The organism is Saccharospirillum sp. (assembly GCF_040881935.1).
Lineage (GTDB): Bacteria > Pseudomonadota > Gammaproteobacteria > Pseudomonadales > Natronospirillaceae > Saccharospirillum.
The window spans coordinates 37,635-54,356 of record NZ_JBBECH010000054.1 but is presented as its reverse complement, the minus strand read 5'-3'; the positions used below and the strand labels follow the sequence as shown (position 1 = coordinate 54,356).

Here is a 16,722-nt window from a genome sequence, read left to right as displayed (position 1 = left end):
GGAGGTCGGGTATGGTGCTGGCGGGGCGTCGGTCCCCATGGATGGGGACCGCCGAGCTTACATGGATGTACTTGCAGCGACCCGCCAGGGCCATACCCGACCTCCTGAGCGACTTCAGCCACGGAGCCGAAGAAGCCACCGTTAATTCAACCACCGAAGCACCCCATTCCACCGAACCTCAACGGGTCTCGTTGAACAACTCACGGCCAATGAGCATGCGTCGGATCTCGCTGGTGCCCGCGCCGATCTCGTAAAGTTTGGCGTCGCGCAGCAGACGGCCGGTTGGGTATTCGTTGATGTAGCCGTTGCCGCCGAGTACCTGAATGGCATCGAGGGCCGCCTGGGTTGCATTTTCGGCAGCGTAGAGGATGGCACCGGCGGCGTCTTTGCGAGTGGTTTCTCCGCGATCGCAGGCCGCTCCAACCGCATAGACGTAGGCGCGGCAGGCGTTTAGGCGAGTGTACATGTCGGCGACTTTGCCCTGCACCAGTTGGAACTCGCCGATGGGCTGGCCAAACTGTTCGCGTTCGTGCACGTAGGGCAGTACTACGTCGAGGCAGGCTTGCATGATGCCGACCGGGCCGGCGGCGAGTACCGCGCGTTCATAGTCGAGGCCGCTCATCAGAATTTTTACACCGTCGCCCTCGGCACCCATAACGTTTTCGACCGGGACTTTGCAGTCCACAAACACCAGTTCACAAGTGTTACTGCCGCGCATACCGAGTTTGTCGAGCTTCTGGGCAGTGCTGAAACCGGGGAAGTCTTTTTCGATCAAAAAGGCGGTGATGCCGCGCTTGCCTCCGGTCGGGTCTGTTTTCGCGTAGACCACCAGTACGTTGGCTTCCGGGCCATTGGTGATCCACATCTTGTTGCCGTTGAGTAGATAGTGGTCGCCTTTGTGTTCGGCTTTGAGCTTCATGCTGACCACGTCGGAACCTGCACCGGGTTCACTCATGGCCAGTGCCCCAACGTGCTCGCCGCTGATCAGTTTGGGCAGGTACTTGGCTTTCTGGTCGGCGCTGCCGTTGCGGCGAATCTGGTTTACGCAGAGGTTGGAATGGGCGCCGTAACTGAGGCCGACGGACGCCGAGGCGCGACTGATTTCTTCCATCGCAACCATGTGGGCCAGGTAGCCCATGCCGGTGCCGCCCAGTTCTTCGTCAACGGTGATGCCGAGCAGACCCAGATCACCGAATTTTTGCCACAGGTCGGCCGGGAAGAGGTTGTCGTGGTCGATCGTCGTAGCGCGCGGGGCGATCTCTTTTTGCGCGAAGTCACGGACGGTGTCGCGCAGCATGTCGAGGGTTTCGCCCAGGCCAAAGTTCAATGCGGGGTAACTGTTCATAGCGATCTGCCGTCCTGTTTGATTTGTTGTGATTGGATCAGTCTCTGCAGGCTAATTAACGTTGACGTTAACGTCAACTTAGGCCAATGGTGGGCGCAGTCAAGAGAAGTTGACGCTTCCTTGAAAGCGCCGCTCCAGGCGGGTCTGTAAATGAAGAGTCAGGCGGGCTGCCCAGTATGACTACAATCGGGTATTGTAGCGCCAACACGAATAACGACAGGTTTCTTCATGAAATACATACTATCGCTGCTCTCTGTTCTTGCCCTTACTGCTTGCACTGCCGCACCCACCAAAGCCCCTTATGCCGGAGAGAACGAAGGTTTGGTCATTTTTGGCGCCGAGATCGAAGTGCGCGGCGATGCCGAACTGGAATACGATTTTATGCTCACCGTTGAACACCTGGACAGCGGTGAGCAGTACCGGCGGCGCATGCAGGTCGAGGAGAGCAAGACCTACGCCGTTATGGGTCGGTTGGCGCCAGGTGAGTATCGGTTTGTGAAACGTGAAGACATTCGTCGTGATGGTCGTGGTATCCGTCTGTTCGACATCGACGGCGAATTCAGCGTTGAAGCTGGCTATGTGACCTTGCCCAAGCGGGTGATGGTTGAGAAGAAGCTGTTCACACGGAAGGCTGAGATCACCGATCTCGACAGCGATGCCGCCGAAGTGCTGTTTCTGACCGATATTCTGACCGATGACACCTATGAGGGATGGTCGCTACTGCGCCCGGCTGAATAACGGGTGCGTCAGTTAGGGCCCTAAACCCGATATTAGTTCCCCACCCGTCGGTCTATCACCATGCGCTGGCACTCGCTAATCTGCTGATCTACATCGCCGGGGGTCAGAAAACCGGCAAAGGCCTGCTGACCATCCCGGTAAGCGAGCGCCAACTGTGGTGGCCCGAGAATGGGTAGCGGGTGATACAACCAACCGGGTGTAACGTCTTCGCCCCTGCCAGTGACGCTGGCGACGGTAAACGCCCTTTTATCTCGCTAGTAAGTCATCGCACTTCAAGATCGGCCAGGCACAGGTCGGTTTGTTGGCCGCTGTTGTCAGAATCGGCCATTAAGCCGATGGCGTCAAAGTGATCGGGCCGGTCACCGAAGGCAACCTCCCAGTCATCAAGGAGGCGACGTTTTATGCTATGCCAGTCTCCCGACTCACCATTGCTGACCACCCACATGTGAAACTGGCTGGTAAAAGGGTTTGGCCAATGGCTGTCGACCGCCAGCTCACCGGCATGCACATAGGCCAGCACGCGCGAGCGCCAGAAAAACAGGGGGTGTTCGACCGCCACATAGATGCGACCGGCGAAGTCATCACCGGTTTTCTCCTGCCGGGTTACGGAGGTGATGTCTTGTTCCGTGCGCCAGCGCCAACTCAGTTCGGTGGCGTCATCGAGTTTAATTCCCTGCTCCCGTATCCTTGCCGAGGCTGTGTTGTTGGAGGTCATACGCAGGCAGGCATCGCTGGCTTGCCATTCAAAACGGGACTCGCCCTCGAAGCTGTGTTCCTTCCATGTGTCTGTTTCATCGAGTGGCAGCGGTTCGGCCACCAAAGAGTTGAGGTAAAGAGCCAGCAAAAATGTGGAACCGTGCCTTGGCACAGCGCTCAGGGGGCGTATCATTGCAATGTTACTCCATATCATTCGCCAGTTTCACACGTTATCACAGGGCCAACATGTTTCCGCTTTCGCATTTCAATCATCGTTTGTCGACTCATTTACTGACTGCAGCCCTCACGGTGACAGCGTCTTTTATACTGGTCGCTTGCCAGAATGACGATGACACCAGCGTGGCCGATATGGCCAACCGCACCGCCGAGACAGCGGTTGCAGAAAATGCAGCCGAGGCTCCCAACCTCGCCTTAACCGAAGAAGAACAACTCATAGAACCCCCGAAAGGTTCTGAAATAGCCCCGATGTCCGTCGCGCCAGGCGACGATCTGGCCTTTCAGGAACTGAGTTGGGACGACTTGCTCCCGGCAGATTTCGATTTCAATACACTGCGCGACAAGATTGATCTCGAAAGCTACAAGATCTACGACCTGACGGATGACGACCCCGAAGCCCAGCGCCTCTATTCCGACTTGCAGTCGGTGATGGCCGATGTGCCCATGGTCGAGGCACTTGATGGTGTCGAAGCTCGCATACCGGGCTTTCTGGTGCCGCTGGAAATGTCCGCCGATGAAGTCCGTGAGTTCTTTCTGGTGCCCTACTACGGCGCTTGCATTCACTCGCCACCACCGCCTGCCAACCAGATCGTTCACGTGGTGCTGGACGAGCCGGTAAAGTTTGACAACCTGTTCGAACCCTACTGGGCCAAAGGCACCATCGACGTCATCAAGACCGATACCGATATCGGCACCGCCGGTTACCGGTTGAATGTGGCGTCTATTTCGCCTTACGAGTGACGCTTTCATCCAGGTTTAATTCAAAACCGAGCTCCAGCGCATCGGCACAGGCGTCGTCATCACTCGAACGGGAAGCAGGTTACTTCAGGCACCGATTGTTTCTCAACCCAGGCGGGTCAGTTCCAGCGCGGTTACACCCGGCAGCGACCAGACAAACTCGGACCCCATCAGCGCCGAGGGTGTGGTGCTGCCCAAAGCCGAGACAGACTGATTCAACACCGCCGTCACGATGGCCAGGGGCGCGGTGATGGTCAGATCGTAGCCATTGGGTGTTTCGAACCGGCCGACCACTTTTTTGCCCGCTGCATTACGCGCTTCACCCCAAAGATAGGTGCGACTTTTCGCGCGCTGCTTAGCCGTCGGGCCCGGTACATTTTTTTCAATGCGACGCTTCATAAACGCCTGCACCCAGGGTTGGCCCATCAGCCAGCGCATCGACTGCAAACGCTTCATGCGCTTGACCGTTCGCTCGGTGACCGGCACGTAAACCGCGATATTTTCCACGCCTATGCTGTGATAAGCCGTGCTGACATCGCCCCAGGGAATGCTGACCGCAGTGCGCTCACCCTGCCCCATATCCAAACGCCGCGTTTTCAGCGGCGTTTCCACGATGCGGCCATTTTTGCGAATGCGGCTCAGGCCTGCCATACCCTCAACCGAGGTTTTCGCCGTGCCCGGGCTCATCGGACCTCCGGCCTTAAAGGCGAGATCGAGCTCGGTCAGATCCGGCAGGGCCCGCTTAAGCTGCGCCGCCAGGCAATCGGTCGGCACCACATCAAACCCCACACCCGGGCAGACAATGATGCCAGCTTCCCGCGCGCGTTTGTCAATCTCCTCGCGGTGGGCGTGTTCAAACACATCCATTTCACCAGTGATGTCCAAATAATGCGTCTTGCTCGCCAGGCATCCCTCGAGCATGGGTCCACTGGTGGCGGAGAAGGGCCCCGCGCAGTGCAGCACCAGTGTCATGTCCTCCAGCTCGCGCTTCACCGCAGCCGAATCCGACAGATCGAACACCCGAAACCCCAGATGCAATTCATTGGCCAGGGTGCGCAACCGGTGTTCATTACGCCCGGCCAGCATAGGTGTTAAACCACGGGCCACGGCCTCACGGGCAATCAGCTCACCGCTGTAACCGTAGGCTCCGTAAATCATCCAGTTCTGTGCCATGGTCCACTCCCTATTAAGCCTGAAAATGCGTCGCTATTCAGCCAACAGCCTAGCGTATTGGGCTGATCAATGATGGTGCTGATCAACGATGGTATCATGCACCAAACTGTTGGAGTTGATGAATTGTATTCAAGAATAATGAAAGGAGGGCGATGGCCGCTTCATTTTCAACACCGGTGTCGGCCTGAACAAACACCACAGAGGCTCCCCGCTGTGCCGCCATCTGGCGCAGAGTGGTGATCATGTTCTGAACAGTTTTTGCTGCCTTTAGAAGAACTTGTAGTTATTGCGGCCTGCCTTTTTAGCCAGATACATGGCAGCGTCTGCATTGTGCATCAGTGTTTCAGCGTCGACGCCGTTTTCCGGGTAGATACTGATGCCTATACTCGGGGAAACAGTCAATATATGGCCATCAATCTCGTGCGCGGTTGCGAACCTTGCCAACAGCTTTTCGGCAATATGGGCTGCATCTATTTTTTCTTCGATTTCAGTCAACAGGATAACAAACTCATCGCCGCCATGCCGACTCACAGTGTCGGTAAAGCGCACACAGTTGACGATATCCGCCGACAGCTCTTTGAGCAACTGATCACCTACTGCGTGGCCCAAGGTATCGTTTATCTGTTTAAAATTATCCAGATCCAGAAACAGCAGGGCTATCTGCTTATGGTGACGTTTTGCCATGCCGATTGCATGAGTCAGACGCTCGGCCATCAATAGCCGGTTTGGCAGGCCGGTGAGAAAATCATGCTGGGCACGGTGGTCCATATCACGAATCACCTCCCCCGATTGGCGAGCGTCGTGGAACACAATGACTGCACCGGACAATTTACCGAGATGATTGCTGATGGGGGCGGCGGAATCTTCGATGGCCATGTCAGTTCCGTTGCGGCAGACCAATACACTGCCCAGCGCCAGCTCAACGATTTTTCCTTCGTCAATGGCACGCTGTGAAGGGCTGATGGCACGCTGCCCGGTTACCCCATCGATAACATAGAACACCTCTTCCACCTTACGCCCAAGCGCATCTTCGCTCTGCCAACCGGTGAAATTTTCAGCCACCTTGTTGAGGTATATCACGGTACCGTTCAGGTCTACAACAAGAATGCCATCACCAATGGCGTCCAGTGTAATATGAGCGATATCCTCGAACGAGAGGGTACTAAAGGGACTGCTAAGAAAGTTATTCAATAGTGGTTTGGTTCGCGTACGCTGGTAAATTTCAACCAGATGCCACATGGTATACAGCTGGGATTGAATCCAGATCTTGAGAGAATCCATACCTTTAAAAAAAGGATGTTCTATCGCTTTATATTTTTCAGGTACCGGTCTACTGCGGTTTCCTAAGCCCGTGTGCCTCTGTGAGACAACTGAGTGTGTACTTTTGTTGGAAACGTGAGTAATGGGCATCGTCTTATCCAATTCATTGACCATAGCATTTACTGTGAATCGCCAATTTTTGGGTGTCTGTGCGCGAGCCCACTTACCCATATTATGAACAATTCCACTGGTCAAACCCGAACAGGATTCAGTAGAACGACTGCATCAAAATTGACTCTCTCCTACTGGGTATCGAATTTCATGGGTTTCGGGAATGACTATAGCTCATACCCTGGCGTTAAGCATGGTGTTTTACCTATGGTTTGTACTGGCTTCTATTTTGGTTCAATGGGCTATCAGTCTCCCGGGTACGCCATACATACATCCCTGTCATCCCTGTCGTTCGTGTTCTCCCTGTCGTCCATGCAGATTCGTTATTTCTTAGCCTAAGCGATGGCGACCTGGAAAACTGATAGACCATTAATGTCTGTACCAGCTCTTAGCCAGATTACTCGGGCAAAAGCACCCGCTCTGTACGGTATCGAACATTGGTGGAAAAAGTGCTGTTTTGTGACCGAGACGACCAGTCAGGACCGGGATCTGGCAAGCGCTTTCTGCCTGGGTGGGTGGCAGGCTGTTGATTAACCGGTCCCGTTCAGGGCCTGACCGAATAATACCCAGTCATCTGTGCGCTACTACACCAGTCGGGTTTAATGAGCATCTAAGCCGTTATAGCTAAGAAGCAGGGTGGCGCATGAAGCCGCGACGCAATAGAGTGAGTGGGATAACGCACAGACACTCAAGCAACTGAACGATATTATCCGCAGATGTGGACATTCCAGATAGGGGTCCATCGCCAGTTGAAAAAAACGATTTTAAGGAATGACCAATTTTTCAGGGACGATTTTCTCGAATGCACAGCACCACAGATGTCTTAACCTTCCTCCAACAGGTTTACCGCCAAAGGAGACCGATATGAACTGGGATACTATTGAAGGCAACTGGAAAGAATACAGGGGCAAAGCAAAGGAAAAATGGGGCAAACTGACCGATGACCGGCTCGATGTAATCGCTGGCCGACGCGATCAATTGTTGGGTGAGATTCAGAAATCCTACGGTGTCAGTAAAGATGAAGCCGAAAAACAAGTTACCGAGTTTGAAGAAGCTAAAAGGGATGTACCGTCATAACCTATAAATAATCTGTATCTCAAACCTGCAGAGGGTGTCGCAGGCGCTAGTTGTTCTCTGACCTACTATCACTAGGATAAATAGCCTAAAGGCGCCCTGTCAGGAACATAACCAGCAGAACCACTACTACCAAGCCTAACAAACCACTGGGCATATAGCCCCATCCACGACTGTAAGGCCAAGCCGGAATGACGCCCAATAAAGCCAGCACCAGGATAACCAGCAGAATTGTAAACAGGCTCATGTCAGATCCTCTCTAAAAACCTGGAGAACCGGACATTAGCTTACTGAAAGTGGTGAGTTCGGTGCGCTATCGTACAGAAAATAAATAGATGCCGTTTTACAGTTCAGGTGACAAGAAAAACCAACCAGGGAGGGACTGACTGATGAAGACATCTCAACTGATCGCCGTGGTACTCATTTTTCTGGGCGTGCTCACACTGGCCTATGGTGGCTTTACCTATTCCCAGGAAACCAATGAGGAAAACCTGGGTTCTTTGAGTCTGGCCGTCGATGACAGGAACCGGGTATACATTCCGGTGTTGGCAGGCGTAAGCGGAATACTGATTGGTGGACTTATCTTTGTGTTTGGTCGTTCCCCGCGTTCATAAATAGCAGAGGTTCGATAATCAACATTTATTTAAAAAGGAATATCAACATGTTACCAGTTAGGATGAGAAGTTTCAGCGACCACTTACTCGCTACCGTCATTGCGGTGGTAACGGTCGTCCTGCTAAGTGCCTGTGCTTCAGCACCGGTTTCTCCGGAATCTACTTTGACCAGTGCGCGTGAAGCCATTGCCAGCGCGGAAAGAGCGGGTGCCCGGCAGTATGCAGCGGCAGAACTGGATGAAGCCCAGCAAAAGCTCATTCTGGCCGATGAAGCCGTCACCAATGAAGAAATGGAAGAGGCTGAACGCTTCGCACAACAGTCCCTCATTGTTGCTGAGCTGGCGTTGGCACGTACCGAATCCGCCAAGGCGTTGGAAATTAATCAGGAAATAAACCGTAGCACAGATGCCCTTATTGAAGAAATGCAACGAGTAGGAGAATGACCATGACTATTTTAACAACGCATGCCATAAAGCGCGGATCTAAGATCAGTGGATTGGTGCTCTCGTTGCTGCTGGTCGCTGCTTGTTCTTCAACACCGGCGGTCAGTCCCGAAGGCTCCGCACAGGTGCGCAATAAACTGACCGCACTGCAAAATGACAGCAATCTGGCCTCCCAGATTCGTGCCGAGCTACGCGAAGCAGAAGAGGCGGTTCAAATTGCCGAGCAACCTCTACCTGAAGACGAAGCTGCCCTTGGAGAACACCGAGTCTATATAGCCGAGAACAAGGTAGCCATCGCCGAGGCAAAAGCCACCGCTCGTTTTGCCGAAGTACAGCGTGCCCTGCTCAGCGAGGAGCGCGAAGCTGCGCGGCTTCAGGCTCGTACGCAGGAAGCAAACCAGGCGCGCCTGGAGGCCGAACGTGCACGCAGCGATGCGGATGCCGCACAACAATCGAGAGCTCAGGCTGAAACCCTTGCTGCTCAGCAAGCGGCCGAATATCAACGACAGATCGATGCACTGGAAGCAGAACCCACCGACCGTGGCCTGGTGCTCACACTGGGAGATGTTCTCTTTGCCACCGGAAGTGCTGAAATTCGGGGCGGTGCCAGCACCAACCTCAACAGGCTGGTGAGCTTCCTGCAGCAGTACCCGGAACGCAAGGTTCAGATCGAAGGCCATACCGATAATGTTGGTAGTTCGCAGATCAACCAGGTGCTGTCAAAACAACGTGCAGAATCGGTTAGAAATTACCTGATTCAGCAGGGTATCGCTTCAAATAGAATAACGGCTATGGGTCTCAGCATGAACCAGCCAATTGCCAGCAACGATACGGCTGAGGGACGGCAGCAGAATCGCCGCGTTGAAATTATTATCGATGAGCCCTCCTAGTCAATAACACTCGCTTTCTGGAAAACACAGATCAGCAGATAGTTACAGAGGAGCATTGAGCATGATTAAGAAAAAGGGATTTCCCTTGAAACTGGTCGGCGGTCAACTCCAACAACAGCATGTGGATTCGCCACCGCCAGACACGGTGTCCGGTGACAGGAAAGCACCACAACCCGAAGTAGTTTCAGAGTGGGAAGACGAAGGCGGAAGGCTGGATCCGCCAAAAGATACGCCAGACTCCGACTCGCCCGGCAGAGGAACCTAGGGAGCCTCTGAACAACTCCCCCAGGGCTCCCTAGTAAACACGACGCAAAGAAGGCCCGGATAGAGGACGTCCGGGCTTTATCCGGCAGAAAATATTTTGTCGCTTTCTGCCAGATTACAACGGCACAACCTACCCTCTCAGCATTCAAGCCGCTTTAGACTCATCATCACTTCATTTCGCAACCAGCGGTTTTCCGGATCAGCATCGGGCGACCGGGCTGTCGGTGTCGGAGAGCAATCGCACTGCAAAGCTGTGGAACCCGTTTCTACCACCCGGTACCACTGAGAGGGTATCGCCACTGATGTGCCCACCGGGGGGTTCAGCAATTACGTGTATGTCTTTTGTTGACCAGCTCGACTGGCTACAGAGGCGTAACCAGACCTCAGTTAATTTTGGCAAATTGGCACGACCGGTATTGCTCTATGGAAAAAAATGACTTTACTATGGACCACCCATCTCCAAGGAGCACCTCGATGCTGATGTCAGCCGCCAAATCCACCCTGGTTCTGGTCGATTTTCAGGAACGTCTAATACCAGCCATTGACGATGCAGAGTCCGTGGTTGAGCGTGCCCTTACGCTCGCCGAGCTGGCACAGCTGATGGAAGTGCCCATTATTGGAACCGCGCAATCGCCGGATAAACTCGGGGCCACCATTGACCGAATTCATCAGCATTGCCAGCAAACCTTGCACAAAAACACCTTCGATGCTTGCGAAAGCGGGCTGCTGAACGCTCTTGAAGATCGCCGGACACACGTGGTTATTGGTGGCTGCGAGGCCCATATCTGTGTGCTGCAAACCGCCATGGGTTTGCTGGATGCGGGTTTTCGGGTCTGGGTAGTGGCCGATGCGGTCGGCTCCCGCCTGCCCGCCAACCGCGAACTGGCGCTGCAACGGCTGCATCAGCAAGGTGCCGACATTGTCTCGACTGAAATGGTGGCTTTTGAATGGCTGGGCAGGGCTGACCACCCACAGTTTCGGAACGCTCTGGCGCAAATAAAATAACAGCAACCGGTATACACTGGCGCACCCGATCACGGCCGGATTACTGAACCATGCTTGCTCAATTTACCCAATGGATGCCCGACTCCCTGAGCACACTGGCATTCTGGAGTCTGGTGTTTGTCAGCTACCTGACCTCGGCCATAACCGCTGCCCTGGGGATTGGCGGCGGTGTGACCCTGCTGGCGATCATGGCCAACCTGCTACCGACCAGTGCGGTCATTCCCCTTCATGGCGTGATTCAGTTCGGCTCCAATGTCGGGCGATTGAGCATACTGTTCCGGTTCGTCGACTGGCGACTGGTTCTGTGGTTTTCCATTGGCAGCCTGATCGGTTCAGTGGTTGGCGCCGGTGCATCTACCCAAATGCCCGCGGCCGGCCTGCAGATCGCCATGGGTGCGTTCATTCTCTATACCGCCTGGTTCCCGCCCATTAAATTACCTTCCGGTAAGAAGTTCCTTTCATTGCTCGGCGTTGTCACCTCGTTCATTAGCATGATTGTTGGCGGCATTGCACCCCTCGTGTTCGCGGCCATCAAACCGATGTTCGCTGAACGTACCGCCCTGGTGGGAACCATGGCCGCGCTGATCAGCGGCCAGCAGTTGCTAAAAGTCCTGTTCTTCGGTTTTTTTGGCTTCGTGTTTACCGACTGGTACCTGATGATCGCGCTGATGCTGATCACCGGCTACCTCGGCACCCTGACTGGCAGACTATTTCTGGAGCGTTTTACCGCAGAGCAAGTGCAACCGGTGTTGAAAGTCGTGCTAACCGTTATGGCCGCTCGGCTTTTATACCTCGGTCTGTTTGGTTAGCGATCAAACACCTCAGGGTTATACAAATTGTGTCGCCCGACTGCCTGAATATCGCGCTCGCCACAGAGCGCGAGACTGACGTCCAGTTCATTGCGTAATATCCGCAACACATCGGTTACCCCAGCCTCACCGGCGGCACCCAGCCCATACAAAAACGGCCGGCCGATATAGGTTGATCTGGCACCCAGACACAAGGCTTTCAGCATTGCCTGGCCGGTATGAATGCCACCGTCAATATGAACTTCAATATCGTCACCGACCGCATCCAAAATCGCGGGCAGCACTTCAATACTGGAAGGCGCACCATCGAGCTGACGGCCACCGTGGTTCGATACAACAATGGCATCGGCACCGGTTTTAACTGCGAGCTTCGCATCTTCGGGGTCCATAATGCCTTTGAGAATGATCGGCCCGCCCCAGCGCTCCTTAATCCAGGCAATGTCGTTCCACGACAGTTTAGGATCCAGCTGTTTGGCCGACCATTCCGACAGCGACGTCATGTTCTCAATACCTTTGACGTGGCCTATCACATTGCCAAAGCCACGACGTTTCGTACCCAACATGCGCATCGCCCAGCCGGGCCTGGCCATAATTTGCAGCAAACTGTTCAACGTGAACGAAGGCGGCGCGCTGAGCCCATTGCGAACATCCTTGTGGCGTTGACCTAGAATCTGCAGGTCCAGCGTTACCACCAAAGCACTGCATCCGGCGGCCTTGGCACGATCAATCAGCCGACCTATAAAATCCCGATCACGCATCACATACAGCTGGAACCAGAAGGGCTTAGTCGTGTGAGCAGCCACGTCTTCAATCGAACAAATGCTCATCGTCGACAAGGTAAAAGGCACTCCGGCTTGTTCAGCAGCCCGGGCAGCAAGAATTTCACCATCGGCCCATTGCAGGCCGGTCAACCCCGTTGGTGCAAATGCCAATGGCATTGAAACCGGCTGGCCAACCATTGTCGTTGCCAAACTTCGATTGCTCATATCAACAGCGACACGCTGGCGAAATTTTAACTTATCAAAATCCGACGCATTTGCCCGGTAAGTCGACTCAGTCCAGGAGCCTGAATCCGCGTAATCATAAAACATCCGCGGTACCCGACGACGGGCCAGATGCTGGTAATCGAGAACATCACAGGGTTTCTTCATAATAAACACATCCTTAAATCATACGAATCCCAGCTAAATTCTGTAATTGCAACATGCTTAGTGGTGGCTACCGGGTAGGCCTATCAGGGGAAGTCCGCAACATGGATGTTGCGGTCTAGGCTCCATGGACGGATCTACGCCGACCCCTGATAGGCCTACCCGGTGGCCGCCACGAACTCCTGGCACTACCTCTACCTCTTGCCTGTTCAGCTTCGCTGAACAGGCGGCTGGTCGTTAGTATCCAGAGTAATCTCCGGATGCGGACTTTCAATTGGTGTCGCCCGTTGCGCCAGATAAGCCCCGGCAATAACTACCAACGAACCTACCAATTGCACAGTCGATAAAGCCTCACCCAATAACAGCCAGGCCAACACAATGGCGGTCACCACTTCCAAATAAGCCACCCCACCGGCAACAGGCGGTGAAAGCCTTCGAATCGCGGCAACGCCGGTCACATACGCCAGAGCCGTGGCAATCAATCCCAGCCAAACCACAGACACCATAGCCGAGGTTTGCATACCGGCAATGGTGATGTCGCCCGCCAGAATCGACCAGGGTAAGGTCCAGGGCTGAGCGATCAGGGAGAGCGCGAGAAAGGCAACGACACCGCCAATGGCGATCAGCGCCAGTGGCTCAACATCGTCCTGTGCCGCGTCGGATAATAGAAAGAACGAGGCCTGGCCCACGGCGGCACCGGCAGCGAGCAACAACCCTAGGGGGTCGAGCACCAGCCCATCCCAGACTTCGAGCAGGCCAGCCAAACCAAGCACCGCCAATGCTACGCCCAAGATAGCCGAACCCGCCACAGGCTGACGACGCACCAGGCTGACCCAAAGCAATACCAGCACGGGCCCGAGAAATTCAATCAGCAGAGCAATGGCAACGGGAATGCGTGACACGGCACCAAAGTAAAGCGCCTGAACACCCGCAATGGGAAAAACGCCATAGGCGATCAGCAAGCGCCACTGAGTACGCAATATCCGACGGTAATGCCAGGCAACCGGGAGCAAAATCAACACCATGCCCAGCAACCGCAGCCAGGTAACATGAAGCGGCGACATGCCTGCCACCATTAATGGTTTGGCAAAGGCACCGGACCCACCGAAGGCAAGGGCAGACATCAGGGCAAAGCCCAGCCCGGTTAGTTTCTGGTGGGCGGCGCCCGGTGCTTTAATGGCCGTAGTCATGGTTCGCCATCAGAGGTCAAAAATGAACCCGGAGTCTACTCCGACAGATGAGTAAATGCATCTGCAAGGAGCGTTGCAATAACGGTTCCGTTTACGGTCCTAAACGCTGACTACAAAGCATCACAAGACAAGCTTTAGAGCCTGAGCTAAGCTACCCTAAACGTCAAAACCGTATGTCAATTATGGTCACCGTAACCTTTACCCCCAATCTGCAACGCCATGTATCGAGCCCGCCCCGTGAAGTCAACGCCACCACGGTGTCCGAGGCGTTACACCAAATTTTTGCCGTAAACGAAATGCTCGCCGGATACATTCTGGACGACCAGCACCGGTTGCGAAAAAACATCGCCATTTTTGTTGACGGCGCGATGATTCAGGATCGACATACCCTGACTGACCCTCTGCAGCCGACGTCTGATGTGCAGGTGCTGCAAGCACTCTCCGGTGGCTGACACACCGGAAAGCAATGATAAAAAAGCAAGGAGCCTCCCATGAACGAGACACTGCACATCGGTACCCGCAAGGGGTTATTTCAATTCACCCGCACCGGCCCGGGCCGATGGCACCAAAACGACCCGGCCTTTCTTGGTGATCCGGTCACCATGGTGCTGACCGACGCGCGCACGGGCAATCGCTACGCCGGGCTGAACCACGGTCATTTTGGGGTCAAACTGCACGCGGCCAGGGCGGGAACGAACGACTGGCAGGAGATTGGCACACCCGCCTTTCCCAAAGTGGATGAAGGCGATGGACCGACTGTGGACTTAATCTGGGAACTGGTTCCGGGTGGCCCGGATGAACCCGGCACTCTGTGGACAGGGACGATTCCCGGCGGCCTGTTCAAGTCGACCGATAGCGGCGCGACCTGGAATCTAATCGAACCGCTCTGGCAAAAGCCAGAACGTGATAAATGGTTTGGTGGCGGTTACGACAAACCCGGTATTCACTCCATTTGTGTGCACCCGAACGACAGTAAAACCATTCGGTTGGCCATCTCTTGCGGCGGTGTCTGGGAAACCAGAGATGGTGGTGAAACCTGGCAGCAAACAGGCCAGGGTCTGCGTGCGGCGTTTATGCCGCCGGAACTGGCCTACGACCTTGTCTCACAGGACCCGCACCGCATGGTACAATGCCCGGCGGCACCGGAGCACCTGTGGATACAACACCACAACGGCATTTTCCGCTCTGAAGACGGCGGCCACCAATGGACCGAGATCAGCGATGTCTCACCCTCGGTATTCGGCTTCGCCGTCGCAGTGCATCCGACCCAACCCGATACCGCTTGGTTCGTACCCGCAATCAAAGATGAACACCGCATCCCGGTAGACGCCAGACTGGTCGTCACCCGCACCCGCGATGGCGGCAAACACTTCGAAACCCTCACCCAAGGTCTACCGGAAGAACCCGCCTACGACTTGATTTACCGCCACAGTCTAGACATCGACGCCAGTGGCAACCTACTAGCTTTCGGCTCTACAACAGGCAACTTGTGGGTCAGTGAAGATCAGGGCGATCACTGGAAATGCCTGTCCAAGCACCTGCCGCCCATTAATGTGGTGCGGTTTGATCCGTAATACAGCGATGAAGTATGCCTTGTTGCCAAGAGTCCGTGTCGAATACTGGGTGTACCAAGCGCTACTGCATCGCCACGTGACGCAACTCACCCATAGCCTGACGAATAATACTGACACTCGACTTCAAAAAGAGCCCTGCCATCAGCGCCGCAACGATGAGATCTGGCCAGGGGCTAGCGGTAATACTTACCAAGACCGCCGCGCCGATCACAGCAACATTGCCAATCGCATCGCAGCGTCTGAACGGCGCAGTTCAGTCGTTTGGCCAGATGCCATTAAATCCCTGCTGCGCTTGTCGCGCCACGCCGACGAACCTTGCCATGAAGCCAACGCCATTGCTGAGGAGCAACTGACTGCTGTCAGATCCAGATTAGCCAGGTTGCAGGCGCTGGAAGAGGAGCTGTCACGGATGGTGGGGGTTTGCGAAGGCGGTACGGTGGAGCATTGCCGGGTAATTGAAGTACTGGAAAATCATGCCTTGTGTTTGCATGATCATGAAGCTGGCAAATAGAGCATCTAAGAAAACGAAAAAGTCATTTATTCAAACGCGCCCAGGCACGATCAAACACTTTCTCACCAGAGATTGCAACTTGCTGCCCTGAGCGTAATTCTTCCAATCTGTGCCGCGCTACTTCAGCCCATTATCTATCAATATCTGACTCGGGCGGATTGAAGCTGCGCAACAACGAATCAATCAGCCTAGCTCGCTCCTCAACTGGCAGCATAGCGGCCTCGTCTATCAGTTCATTTGTCTTCATTGTTCTATCTAGTGCTGTTCAAGCATCTCTTTGATGGTAGTGCAACCTCATCCAACACGATAGTGATTTTACCGAATACAGCGCGACTCACTGTTATTATTTCAACTCTGCTTTCTTGCCAGCGCCGCCCGACAATCCCGCTCAGCCTGCTCCAGTTCCTGCAGGGTTTTTTCCAGGTCTTCTTTTTGTTGAAGCAAGGTTTCGCGATGTTCAGTCAGGGTGCGTAAGTATTGCTCCAGTTGCGGGATTTCATCTTCCGGCGTTTCGTAGGCAGTGACCAGTTGCTGGATCTCATCCAGACTGAAACCCAGACGTTTGCCGCGTAATATCAGCACCAGCCGGGCACGGTCGCGTTTGTGATAGATGCGACGCTGACCGTCGCGTTCCGGCGTCAATAACCCTCTGTCTTCGTAGAAACGGATGGTTCGCGTAGTGACATCAAATTCGCCCGCCAGGTCGCGGATGGTGAAGGTTTGCAGGTCGGGAGTCGCTTTGTTCATAAAGTCTGGGTCTTCAGATAATAAGTCGCAGGTTACCAATATTGAGCTGCAATGTTTGCAACCAATCGAGTGCCAGTTACCGGGTGTACCTAACC

The 16,722-nt window shown here is 54.4% G+C and carries 22 protein-coding genes; 12 read left to right on the top strand and 10 right to left on the bottom strand.

Annotation, left to right across the window (positions count from 1 at the left end):
* Positions 1-178: 178 nt before the first annotated feature.
* Entirely contained in the window at positions 179-1,345 is a 1,167-nt protein-coding gene (locus tag WEB54_RS09805; protein WP_368055311.1) for an isovaleryl-CoA dehydrogenase, read from the bottom strand.
* Between the two features lie 228 nt (positions 1,346-1,573).
* Here WEB54_RS09805 and WEB54_RS09800 point away from each other — a divergent pair, with 228 nt between their 5' ends.
* A complete protein-coding gene (locus WEB54_RS09800; RefSeq protein WP_368054459.1) occupies positions 1,574-2,083 on the top strand; it encodes a hypothetical protein in 510 nt (169 codons plus the stop codon).
* A gap of 262 nt (positions 2,084-2,345) precedes the next feature.
* Here WEB54_RS09800 and WEB54_RS09795 read toward each other — a convergent pair whose 3' ends face one another.
* Positions 2,346-2,972, bottom strand: coding sequence for a DUF3047 domain-containing protein (locus WEB54_RS09795; RefSeq protein ID WP_368054461.1), 627 nt, complete (start codon positions 2,970-2,972; stop codon positions 2,346-2,348).
* A gap of 116 nt (positions 2,973-3,088) precedes the next feature.
* On the opposite strand from WEB54_RS09795, the gene WEB54_RS09790 reads away from it, so the two are divergent.
* Positions 3,089-3,757 carry a DUF3299 domain-containing protein gene (locus WEB54_RS09790; protein ID WP_368055309.1) on the top strand — a complete coding sequence of 223 codons (669 nt, stop codon included), beginning with the start codon at positions 3,089-3,091 and terminating at the stop codon, positions 3,755-3,757.
* 102 nt (positions 3,758-3,859) lie between these two features.
* Here WEB54_RS09790 and WEB54_RS09785 read toward each other — a convergent pair whose 3' ends face one another.
* From WEB54_RS09785 to WEB54_RS09775, 3 genes are all read right to left on the bottom strand, one after another.
* Positions 3,860-4,927 carry a trans-acting enoyl reductase family protein gene (locus WEB54_RS09785; RefSeq protein WP_368054465.1) on the bottom strand — a complete coding sequence of 356 codons (1,068 nt, stop codon included), beginning with the start codon at positions 4,925-4,927 and terminating at the stop codon, positions 3,860-3,862.
* Positions 4,928-5,021: 94 nt separating this feature from the next.
* Complete coding sequence (locus tag WEB54_RS09780; RefSeq protein ID WP_368055307.1) at positions 5,022-5,171, bottom strand: hypothetical protein; 150 nt, start codon at positions 5,169-5,171, stop codon at positions 5,022-5,024.
* A 23-nt stretch (positions 5,172-5,194) separates the two neighbouring features.
* Positions 5,195-6,337, bottom strand: coding sequence for a diguanylate cyclase (locus WEB54_RS09775; protein ID WP_368055305.1), 1,143 nt, complete (start codon positions 6,335-6,337; stop codon positions 5,195-5,197).
* Positions 6,338-7,222: 885 nt separating this feature from the next.
* On the opposite strand from WEB54_RS09775, the gene WEB54_RS09770 reads away from it, so the two are divergent.
* Positions 7,223-7,435, top strand: a complete 213-nt coding sequence (locus tag WEB54_RS09770) for a CsbD family protein (protein WP_368054469.1) — start codon at positions 7,223-7,225, stop codon at positions 7,433-7,435.
* A gap of 85 nt (positions 7,436-7,520) precedes the next feature.
* Here the strand turns inward: WEB54_RS09770 and WEB54_RS09765 are convergent, their stop codons facing one another.
* Entirely contained in the window at positions 7,521-7,679 is a 159-nt protein-coding gene (locus tag WEB54_RS09765) for a DUF3309 family protein (protein ID WP_368054471.1), read from the bottom strand.
* A gap of 142 nt (positions 7,680-7,821) precedes the next feature.
* On the opposite strand from WEB54_RS09765, the gene WEB54_RS09760 reads away from it, so the two are divergent.
* The 6 genes from WEB54_RS09760 (at position 7,822) to WEB54_RS09735 (ending at position 11,457) form a co-directional block, all read left to right on the top strand.
* Positions 7,822-8,046 (top strand): hypothetical protein, encoded by a 225-nt coding sequence (locus WEB54_RS09760; protein WP_368054473.1) that lies wholly within the window; start codon positions 7,822-7,824, stop codon positions 8,044-8,046.
* 47 nt (positions 8,047-8,093) lie between these two features.
* Complete coding sequence (locus tag WEB54_RS09755) at positions 8,094-8,489, top strand: DUF4398 domain-containing protein (protein ID WP_368054475.1); 396 nt, start codon at positions 8,094-8,096, stop codon at positions 8,487-8,489.
* 2 nt (positions 8,490-8,491) lie between these two features.
* A complete protein-coding gene (locus tag WEB54_RS09750; RefSeq protein ID WP_368055302.1) occupies positions 8,492-9,379 on the top strand; it encodes an OmpA family protein in 888 nt (295 codons plus the stop codon).
* A 61-nt stretch (positions 9,380-9,440) separates the two neighbouring features.
* On the top strand, positions 9,441-9,644 hold the full coding sequence (locus tag WEB54_RS09745) for a hypothetical protein (protein WP_368055300.1): 204 nt from the start codon (positions 9,441-9,443) through the stop codon (positions 9,642-9,644).
* A 473-nt stretch (positions 9,645-10,117) separates the two neighbouring features.
* Positions 10,118-10,648: an isochorismatase family protein gene (locus WEB54_RS09740; protein ID WP_368054481.1), complete on the top strand. Its 531-nt coding sequence runs from the start codon at positions 10,118-10,120 to the stop codon at positions 10,646-10,648.
* A gap of 50 nt (positions 10,649-10,698) precedes the next feature.
* A complete protein-coding gene (locus WEB54_RS09735; RefSeq protein ID WP_368055298.1) occupies positions 10,699-11,457 on the top strand; it encodes a TSUP family transporter in 759 nt (252 codons plus the stop codon).
* Here WEB54_RS09735 and WEB54_RS09730 read toward each other — a convergent pair.
* Together WEB54_RS09730 and WEB54_RS09725 are read right to left on the bottom strand one after the other, a co-directional pair.
* Complete coding sequence (locus WEB54_RS09730; RefSeq protein ID WP_368054485.1) at positions 11,454-12,608, bottom strand: L-lactate dehydrogenase; 1,155 nt, start codon at positions 12,606-12,608, stop codon at positions 11,454-11,456. The two genes, WEB54_RS09735 and WEB54_RS09730, sit on opposite strands and share 4 nt — an antisense overlap.
* A 206-nt stretch (positions 12,609-12,814) precedes the next feature.
* Positions 12,815-13,795 carry a DMT family transporter gene (locus WEB54_RS09725; protein ID WP_368055296.1) on the bottom strand — a complete coding sequence of 327 codons (981 nt, stop codon included), beginning with the start codon at positions 13,793-13,795 and terminating at the stop codon, positions 12,815-12,817.
* 173 nt (positions 13,796-13,968) lie between these two features.
* Between WEB54_RS09725 and WEB54_RS09720 the strand changes: the two genes are divergently transcribed.
* Together WEB54_RS09720 and WEB54_RS09715 are read left to right on the top strand one after the other, a co-directional pair.
* Positions 13,969-14,247, top strand: coding sequence for a MoaD/ThiS family protein (locus tag WEB54_RS09720; protein WP_368054489.1), 279 nt, complete (start codon positions 13,969-13,971; stop codon positions 14,245-14,247).
* A 39-nt stretch (positions 14,248-14,286) separates the two neighbouring features.
* The gene (locus WEB54_RS09715; RefSeq protein ID WP_368054491.1) at positions 14,287-15,369 is read left to right on the top strand and encodes a WD40/YVTN/BNR-like repeat-containing protein; all 1,083 of its coding nucleotides are present in this window, start codon (positions 14,287-14,289) and stop codon (positions 15,367-15,369) included.
* A 61-nt stretch (positions 15,370-15,430) separates the two neighbouring features.
* Here the strand turns inward: WEB54_RS09715 and WEB54_RS09710 are convergent, their stop codons facing one another.
* Positions 15,431-15,580, bottom strand: a complete 150-nt coding sequence (locus WEB54_RS09710; protein ID WP_368055357.1) for a hypothetical protein — start codon at positions 15,578-15,580, stop codon at positions 15,431-15,433.
* Here WEB54_RS09710 and WEB54_RS09705 point away from each other — a divergent pair.
* The gene (locus tag WEB54_RS09705; RefSeq protein WP_368055355.1) at positions 15,530-15,880 is read left to right on the top strand and encodes a MerR family DNA-binding protein; all 351 of its coding nucleotides are present in this window, start codon (positions 15,530-15,532) and stop codon (positions 15,878-15,880) included. The two genes, WEB54_RS09710 and WEB54_RS09705, sit on opposite strands and share 51 nt — an antisense overlap.
* Before the next feature lie 348 nt (positions 15,881-16,228).
* Here WEB54_RS09705 and WEB54_RS09700 read toward each other — a convergent pair whose 3' ends face one another.
* Positions 16,229-16,627 (bottom strand): MerR family DNA-binding transcriptional regulator, encoded by a 399-nt coding sequence (locus WEB54_RS09700; protein ID WP_368055293.1) that lies wholly within the window; start codon positions 16,625-16,627, stop codon positions 16,229-16,231.
* Between the last annotated feature and the right edge of the window lie 95 nt (positions 16,628-16,722).